This is a genomic window from Streptomyces sp. BE20, from assembly GCF_036322525.1.
GTDB lineage: Bacteria > Actinomycetota > Actinomycetes > Streptomycetales > Streptomycetaceae > Kitasatospora.
This window is the reverse complement of sequence record NZ_JAQYWW010000081.1, coordinates 1-7,415: the sequence shown is the minus strand read 5'-3', so window position 1 is coordinate 7,415 and position 7,415 is coordinate 1. Positions and strand designations below refer to the sequence as shown.

At 71.5% G+C, this 7,415-nt stretch carries 6 protein-coding genes and 1 rRNA gene; 3 read left to right on the top strand and 4 right to left on the bottom strand.

Translation table 11 applies throughout. The annotated features are described in order from the left end of the window. Positions 1–535, top strand: a 535-nt coding sequence (locus tag PUR61_RS00330) for an HAD-IC family P-type ATPase (RefSeq protein ID WP_329874388.1), incomplete at its 5' end; no start/stop codon positions are given. A 105-nt stretch (positions 536–640) separates the two neighbouring features. Here the strand turns inward: PUR61_RS00330 and PUR61_RS00325 are convergent. The 3 genes from PUR61_RS00325 to recD2 form a co-directional block, all read right to left on the bottom strand. Continuing rightward, the gene (locus PUR61_RS00325) at positions 641–1,360 is read right to left on the bottom strand and encodes an SDR family NAD(P)-dependent oxidoreductase (protein WP_329874386.1); all 720 of its coding nucleotides are present in this window, start codon (positions 1,358–1,360) and stop codon (positions 641–643) included. A gap of 559 nt (positions 1,361–1,919) precedes the next feature. Beyond that, on the bottom strand, positions 1,920–3,209 hold the full coding sequence (locus PUR61_RS00320) for a citrate synthase (protein WP_329874384.1): 1,290 nt from the start codon (positions 3,207–3,209) through the stop codon (positions 1,920–1,922). A 224-nt stretch (positions 3,210–3,433) separates the two neighbouring features. Beyond that, positions 3,434–5,677, bottom strand: a complete 2,244-nt coding sequence (gene recD2 / locus PUR61_RS00315; protein ID WP_329874382.1) for an SF1B family DNA helicase RecD2 — start codon at positions 5,675–5,677, stop codon at positions 3,434–3,436. 124 nt (positions 5,678–5,801) lie between these two features. Between recD2 and PUR61_RS00310 the strand changes: the two genes are divergently transcribed. Together PUR61_RS00310 and PUR61_RS00305 are read left to right on the top strand one after the other, a co-directional pair. Continuing rightward, positions 5,802–6,590, top strand: coding sequence for a VOC family protein (locus PUR61_RS00310; protein WP_329874380.1), 789 nt, complete (start codon positions 5,802–5,804; stop codon positions 6,588–6,590). 178 nt (positions 6,591–6,768) lie between these two features. Beyond that, on the top strand, positions 6,769–7,233 hold the full coding sequence (locus PUR61_RS00305) for a GNAT family N-acetyltransferase (protein ID WP_329874378.1): 465 nt from the start codon (positions 6,769–6,771) through the stop codon (positions 7,231–7,233). Positions 7,234–7,332: 99 nt separating this feature from the next. Here PUR61_RS00305 and rrf read toward each other — a convergent pair. Next, positions 7,333–7,415: ribosomal RNA gene (rrf, locus tag PUR61_RS00300) — 5S ribosomal RNA — on the bottom strand; the annotation flags it as partial.

Genomic DNA, 7,415 nt, shown 5'->3' with positions numbered 1-7,415 from the left:
GCGGCCGACCAGCGCCGAGGCCGTCGCGCACCTGCGGGCGCTCGGTCTGCGGCCCGTCCTGCTCACCGGGGACAACCGGGCCGTCGCGGAGGCCGTCGCCGCCGAGGTCGGCATCGCCGCCGAGGACGTGATCGCCGAGGTCCTGCCCGAGGACAAGGTGGCCACCGTACGGGGCCTCCAGGCCGACGGACGGGTCGTCGCCATGGTCGGCGACGGGGTCAACGATGCCGCCGCACTCGCCCAGGCCGACCTCGGCCTCGCCATGGGCACCGGCACCGACGCCGCCATCGAGGCGAGCGACCTCACCCTGGTCCGCGGCGACCTGCGCTCGGCCGCCGACGCGATCCGGCTCTCCCGCCGGACCCTGGCCACCATCAAGGGCAACCTGTTCTGGGCCTTCGGCTACAACGTGGCCGCGATCCCGCTGGCCGCCGCCGGCCTGCTCAACCCGATGATCGCCGGCGCCACGATGGCCTTCTCCTCGGTCTTCGTGGTCACCAACAGCCTCCGGCTGCGCCGCTTCGAGGCGGCCTGAGCACCGGCCGACCCGCCGACGCCGGGGGCCCGCACCACGAGGCGGTGCGGGCCCCCGGCCGCGAACGGCCGAGCGGCTCACCCGCGCCCGGCGGCGCGCCCGCGCTCAGCGCCCGAGCAACTCGCCGCCGTTGCAGTGCAGGATCTCGCCGGTGATGAACCCGGCCTCCTCCGAGGCCAGGAAGTGGACCGCCGCCGCGACCTCGCCGGTCTCCCCGATCCGCCCGAGCAGCGTCCGGGCCGCCCGCCGCGAGACCTCCGCGTCGTCCAGCCGCGGGCCGAAGAACTCGGTGCCCGCGACCGTCCCCGGGGCGACGATGTTGGCGGTGATGCCCGAGGTGCCGATCTGAGCGGCCAGGAAGTTGTTCCAGGCGTGCAGCGAGGCCTTGGCCGCCCCGTACGAGCCGGCGCCGCGCAGGGCCGCGATCGAACTGATGGTGACCACCCGGCCGGAACCCGGCGTGAGCCGGTCCCGGATCGACTCGGTGAGCAGCACCACGGTCAGCACGTTGCGCTCGAAGTCGCCGCGCCAGCGGGCCAGCAGGGCGTGCGGACCGGCCCCGATCACGGTCTCCCGGCTGCCGGCGTTGTTCACCAGCACGTCGACGCGCTCCGGCAGTTCGGCGAGCGCGGCCTCGACGGCGTCCGGGTCGGCGAGGTCGCAGACCAGCGGGGTGACGTTCGGCCCGAGGGCGGCGGCGGCCTGCTCCAGCACCGCACGCCGGCGACCGACGATCACGACCTGTTCGCCGGCCTCGGCGAACCGCCGCGCCACCTCGTACCCGATTCCCGTGCCACCGCCGGTGACAACGACGTTCCTGGTCATCTGCGCACTCCCTCCCCAGCTCCGCCGCCACGCTGCGAGGTGCGGGGCGGTCCGTACCGGAATGCCACGATTCCTATCACGCTAGGTTGCCGTGACTGCGGGGAGGGTGACGTCACCTCCGCCGAAACGTGTGGTATGGGCCGGGCACCACGCGCACACGGAGCGTGGCGAGAGGCAGCTCACACCCCCCGGGCGTAACTTCTCACACCCTGATACGTCTTAGGTTGGTAGTGCGGCAGTTTTTCCGGTGGGCGGAGACGTGGCGAACGGCATCACGTCACCGCGCGGCCACCGCTGCCGCCGACGGGGCTCCGGCGGGCCCCGGGTCGGTCGCCGACTTCGGCGGCCTTCGCGCACGACGCCGGGGTGTGACGGGGCCAGGGACGCTTTGAGCGGCCGTCCCTGACGACGACCGCCCCGGAGTCGTGCGCTGTACGTTCGACGCCCCCGCGCCCGCTCCGGCGCGCTGCGGGGGCACGCACGAGGGCCCGGCCGCGGAAAGCGGCCGGGCCCTCGTGGCACCGGTGTCAGGGCGTGCACATCGGCGTCGGGACGTGCGTCAGCGGGCGTCGAGCTCGACGTAGTCGCGGATCTCCACGCCGGTGTAGATCTGGCGCGGACGGCCGATCCGGCTGGTCGGGTCGTTGATCATCTCGTGCCAGTGGGCGATCCAGCCCGGCAGCCGGCCCAGCGCGAACAGCACGGTGAACATGCTGGTCGGGAAGCCCATCGCGCGGTAGATCAGGCCGGTGTAGAAGTCCACGTTCGGGTAGAGCTTGCGCGAGACGAAGAAGTCGTCCTTGAGCGCGTGCTCCTCCAGCTTGAGCGCGATGTCGAGCAGCTCGTCGGACTTGCCGAGCTGGCCGAGCACCTCGTGGGCGAGCAGCTTGACCTGCGCGGCGCGCGGGTCGAAGGCCTTGTACACCCGGTGGCCGAAGCCCATCAGCTTGACGCCGGCCTCGCGGTTCTTGACCTTCGTGATGAAGGCGTCGACGTCGCCGCCGTCCTGCTGGATGCTCTCCAGCATCTCCAGCACGGCCTGGTTGGCGCCACCGTGCAGCGGGCCCCAGAGCGCCGAGATGCCGGCCGAGATGGACGCGAACTGGTTCGCGTGGCTGGAGCCCACCAGGCGGACGGTGGAGGTCGAGCAGTTCTGCTCGTGGTCCGCGTGCAGGATCAGCAGCTTGTCCAGCGCGTTGACGATGACCGGGTTGAGCTCGTAGTCCTCGGCGGGGACGGCGAACATCATCCGCAGGAAGTTCTCGACGTAGCTCAGGTCGTTGCGCGGGTAGACGAACGGCTGGCCGACCGACTTCTTGTACGCGTAGGCCGCGATGGTCGGCAGCTTCGCCAGCAGGCGGACCGTCGACAGGTGGCGCTGGGCCGCGTCGAACGGGTTGTGGCTGTCCTGGTAGAAGGTGGACAGCGCGCCCACCACCGAGGACAGCATCGCCATCGGGTGGGCGTCCCGCGGGAAGCCCTGGAAGAAGCGCTTGACGTCCTCGTGCAGCAGGGTGTGCTGGGTGATCTCGCGGTTGAACTCCGCCAGCTGGTCGGCGTTCGGCAGCTCGCCGTTGATCAGCAGGTAGGCGGTCTCGATGAAGTCGCCCTTGGCGGCGAGCTGCTCGATCGGGTAACCGCGGTACCGCAGGATACCGTTGTCGCCGTCCACGAAGGTGATCGCGGACTTGTAGGCGGCGGTGTTGCCGAAACCGTTGTCCAGGGTGACCAGGCCGGTCTGCGGGAGCAGCTTCGAGATGTCGAAGCCGGCGTTGCCCGCAGTGCTCTCGACGACGGGGTACTCGTACTCGCCGTCCTGGTACCGCAGTACTACCGAGTTGTCGCTCACGTCTTCCTCACCGACGAAATGAATCCTCTTCCAAGGTGCCCTGACTGCCTCTACCATCCCCCATCCGGAGGACAGCCGCGCACCCGGGGTGGCCCGAAAGGGCCCGCCCCTACAAAACCTGCCGCCGCCGCCGGTACGAACCGGACAAGATCGGCACCACCCCAGGCTCTGCCGTAAATCTCTTCACGTCAAGAGAACAATAGAGGCAACCATCCCTTGGAGAATCATCCAGCCGCAAGCCTGTGGTCCAGCGCCGCATGCCTCCTACCTGCACTGACACTGCGGACGGCCTGTCCGATCGCCTTCCGTGACCCGACCAGCACAACGAGTTTCCGTGCCCTGGTCACGGCGGTGTAGAGCAGATTCCGCTGGAGCATCGTCCAGGCGGACGTGGTGACCGGAATCACCACCACCGGGTACTCACTCCCCTGCGACCGGTGGATCGTCACCGCGTACGCGTGCGCGAGCTCGTCCAACTCGTCGAAGTCGTACGGCACCTCCTCGTCCTCGTCGGTGAGGACCGTCAACCGCTGGTCGTCCACGCTGAGCGAGGTCACCACTCCCACTGTGCCGTTGAAGACCCCGTTCCGCCCCTTGTCGTAGTTGTTGCGGATCTGCGTGACCTTGTCCCCCACCCGGAACGTCCGACCGCCGAACCGCCGCTCCGCCAGCCCCTCCCGGGCCGGCGTCACCGCCGCCTGGAGCAGCGTGTTGAGGTTCCCCGCCCCCGCCGGACCCCGGTGCATCGGCGCCAGCACCTGGACGTCCCGCCGGGCGTCGTAACCGAACCGCTGCGGGATCCGCCGCGCCACCACGTCCACCGTCAGACCCGCCGCCAGCTCGGCGTCGTCCTCCGCGAACAGGAAGAAGTCGGGCAGGCCCTCGGTCAGCGGCGGCAGGCCCTCGTTGATCCGGTGCGCGTTGGTCACCACCCCCGACTGCTGCGCCTGCCGGAAGATCCTGGTCAGCCGCACCGAGGGGATCGGGCCGCCCTCCGCCAGCAGGTCCCGCAGCACCTCGCCGGCCCCCACCGAGGGCAGCTGGTCGACGTCCCCCACGAAGAGCAGGTGCGCCCCCGGCGCCACCGCCTTGACCAGCTTGTTCGCCAGGATCAGGTCCAGCATCGACGCCTCGTCCACCACCACCAGGTCGGCGTCCAGCGGGCGGTCCCGGTCGTACGCGGCGTCCCCGCCCGGCCTCAGCTCCAGCAGCCGGTGCACCGTCGACGCCTCCACCCCGGTCAGCTCCGCCAGCCGCTTCGCCGCCCGGCCCGTCGGCGCCGCCAGGACCACCTTGGCCCGCTTCGCCAGCGCCAGCGTCACGATCGACTTCACCGTGAACGACTTGCCGCAGCCCGGACCGCCCGTCAGCACCGCGACCTTCTCGGTCAGCGCCAGCCGCACCGACTGCTCCTGCTCGGGCGCCAGTTCGACCCCCGTCCGCTGTGCCAGCCAGCCGAGCGCCGCCGGCCAGTCCACCGAACCGAACCACGGCATCCGGTCCGTGTCCGACCGCAGCAGCCGCAGCAGCTGGTTGGCCAGCGAGATCTCCGCCCGGTGGAACGGCACCAGGTAGACCGCCGTGATCGGCTCGCCCCCCTCGCCCGGCACCTGCTCGCGCACCACCCCCTCGGCGGCCACCAGCTCCGCCAGGCAGTCGATCACCAGCCCGACGTCGACCTGGAGCAGCTTCACCCCGTCCGCGATCAGCCGTTCCTCCGGCAGGTAGCAGTGCCCCTGGTCGCTGCTCTGCGACAGGGCGTACTGCAGCCCCGCCTTCACCCGCTCCGGGCTGTCGTGCGGGATCCCCACCGCCTGGGCGATCCGGTCCGCGGTGAGGAAGCCGATGCCCCAGACGTCCGACGCCAGCCGGTACGGCTCGTTCTTCACCACCCCGATCGAGCCGTCCCCGTACTGCTTGTAGATCCGCACGGCCAGCGAGGTCGAGACGCCGACCCCTTGCAGGAAGACCATCACCTCCTTGATGGACTTCTGCTCCTCCCAGGCGGCCGCGATCTTCTTCGTCCGCTTCGGCCCGAGCCCCGGCACCTCGATCAGGCGGCCCGGCTCGTGCTCGATCACGTCCAGGGTGTCCACCCCGAACCGCTCCACGATCCGCTCGGCGAACCGCGGCCCGATCCCCTTGATCAGCCCCGAACCCAGGTACCGCTGGATCCCCTGCACCGTGGCGGGCAGCACCGTCGTGTAGTTCTCCACCACGAACTGCCGCCCGTACTGCGGGTGCGACCCCCAGCGTCCGTGCAGCCGCAGCGACTCACCCGGCTGGGCGCCCAGCAGCGCACCCACCACCGTCAGCAGATCGTTCGCCCCGCGGCCGGTGTCGACCCGCGCCACGGTGTAGCCGGTGTCCTCGTTGGCGTACGTGATCCGCTCCAGTACGCCCTCGACCTGGGCGAGCTGGCGCGGCACCGCCGCCTCTCCGGTGCCGGTCTGCGTCTGCCTGGCCACCGAGCTCCCCTTCACCGTCCGGGCCCACTTCCGCTACGCACCGTACCGCCCGGGTGCGACACTCCGGACCGGGGTGCCAGGCTGGGGGCACGGAGGGGGCCCGCGTTCCGAGGAGCAGTGCGCCGTGCTCACCACCGCCTTCCGTCCCGGTTCCCCCAGCTGGCTCGACCTGACCAGCCCGGACACGCCCGCCTCGGCGGCCTTCTACACCGCCCTGTTCGGCTGGACCTTCGCCTCTGCGGGCCCGGCCGCCGACTACGGCCTCTTCCGGCTGGCCGGCCGGACGGTCGCCGCCCTCGGCCCGTTCACCGACTCCCTCTCGCGCCCCACCTGGACGATCTACTTCCGCACCCTCGACGCGGACCGCACCACCGACCTCGTCGCGGCCGCCGGCGGCCGCATCCGCTTCACCCCGTTCGACGTCTTCACCAGCGGCCGGACGGCCGGCTACACGGACCCCGCCGGCGCCGACTTCGCCGTCTGGCAGCCGCACGACGTCCACGGCCTGGACACCGTCACCGAGCCCGGCAGCCTCTGCTGGACGGAGTGCCACAGCGTCGACGCCGAGGCCGCGAAGACCTTCTACCGGACGGTCTTCGCCTGGCAGGAGCGGGACGTCCCGCTCGGCGAGACCCTCTACACCGTCCTCACCCCGCCGGACGGCGGCCTCGACGACGCCCACGGCGGCATCGTCCAGCTCGACCCCCGCCAGACCGCCGCCGGTACCTCCTCGCACTGGCTCCCCTACGTCGAGGTCCCCGACGTCGACGCCTGCCTCGCCACCGCCGAACGGCTCGGCGCGACCGTCCGGACCCCCGCCACGGACGTGCACGGCGTCGGCCGGCTCGGCCGGCTCACCGACCCCCACGGCGCCGCACTCGCCGTCATCACCAGCGTGCCGCCCGGCGGGTGACGGCCGGTCACCAGGGCCGCCGTACGGACCGGACGGCCTGCGGGCGGTCGCACGGGGCACCTGCGAGGGCGCCGGAGGGCCTTCCCCGGGCCACTCACGGGCCTGCGGGGTGAAGGCGTGCCCGGCAAGGGGGCGGCCGGGCGGACGAGCCCTCCAGGGCGCCGCCTAGGCTGTGATCATGAACGACCTCTCGACCGACCTGACGATCCGCCGCGCGACCGCCGACGACCTGGCCGCGATCGTCGCGATGCTCGCCGACGACCCCCTGGGCGCCACCCGCGAGAGCCCCGACGACCTCACCCCGTACCGAGCCGCGTTCGCCCGCATCGACGCCGACCCGCACCAGCTCCTCGTGGTCGCCGAACGCGCCGGCCGGACCGTCGGTACCCTCCAGTTGACCGTCGTGCCCGGCCTCTCCCGGAAGGGCTCGACCCGCACCATCGTCGAGGCCGTCCGCATCCACGCCGACGAACGCGGCTCGGGCCTCGGCACCGAGCTGATCCACTGGGCGATCGACCGCTCCCGTGAACTCGGCGCCGAGCTCGTCCAGCTCACGTCGGACGCCACCCGCACCGACGCGCACCGCTTCTACGAGCGGCTCGGCTTCGTGGCTTCGCACCTCGGCTTCAAGCTCGCGCTGTAGATCCCGGGTCGCCTGTCCCGATCGAGACCGGCACGGAATTCCCCCGGAAACGCAAAGAACCCCCGTCCGTATCCCGGACGGGGGTTCTTCACAATGATTGTTCGGCGGCGTCCTACTCTCCCACAGGGTCCCCCCTGCAGTACCATCGGCGCTGTGAGGCTTAGCTTCCGGGTTCGGAATGT

Excerpts from the sequence above, each read along its gene's own strand:
- PUR61_RS00305 (WP_329874378.1), top strand. The coding sequence starts at position 6,769 with ATGAACGACCTCTCGACCGACCTGACGATCCGCCGCGCGACCGCCGAC.
- PUR61_RS00325 (WP_329874386.1), bottom strand. The coding sequence starts at position 1,360 with ATGACCAGGAACGTCGTTGTCACCGGCGGTGGCACGGGAATCGGGTAC.